The organism is Pseudomonas sp. K5002 (assembly GCF_013386655.1).
Classification (GTDB): domain Bacteria; phylum Pseudomonadota; class Gammaproteobacteria; order Pseudomonadales; family Pseudomonadaceae; genus Aquipseudomonas.
The window spans coordinates 1-457 of record NZ_JACARK010000621.1 but is presented as its reverse complement, the minus strand read 5'-3'; the positions used below and the strand labels follow the sequence as shown (position 1 = coordinate 457).

The window sequence follows — 457 nt, the reverse complement described above, 5'->3', positions numbered from 1 at the left end:
GGCCTTCGCGGACCAGCGGCGTGACCTGCCGCCCGGCGCTGCGATTGAGGCCGGCGAGTTGGGTTTGCACGCTGGTGAAATCCGGAACCGCGCCCTCCTTCAAGCCGGGTACTTCGTCGCGGATTTCCACCGGCGAATAGTGCTTGGCGCCGACCACGCGGACGCGCCCGACCTTGGTTTCGCTGACCTGCAGGTAGACGATTCCGTCATCGACCTTCTGCTCCGGCAGTTCGACGAACACCGACTGATAGCCGCGTGCCTGATAGATTTTCTGCAAGGCATCCCGGGCGCCTTCGATGTCGGCGAGGGTCTTTTGCGGGCCGAGAAACGGGTACACCGCCTCTTCGATCGCACGAGCGTCGAGCACGGTGTTGCCGCGCACGAAGTACTCGTTGACGTCCACCAGCCGTGCCGGAGGCTCGGGCTGGGTGCCCTGCTCTTCGGCCTGTAGCGGTTG

1 protein-coding gene is annotated in these 457 nt (G+C 65.0%); it reads right to left on the bottom strand.

Annotated elements, in window-relative coordinates:
- Window positions 1–457, bottom strand: a 457-nt coding sequence (locus HX846_RS24850) for a ShlB/FhaC/HecB family hemolysin secretion/activation protein (RefSeq protein ID WP_178966290.1), incomplete at both ends; no start/stop codon positions are given.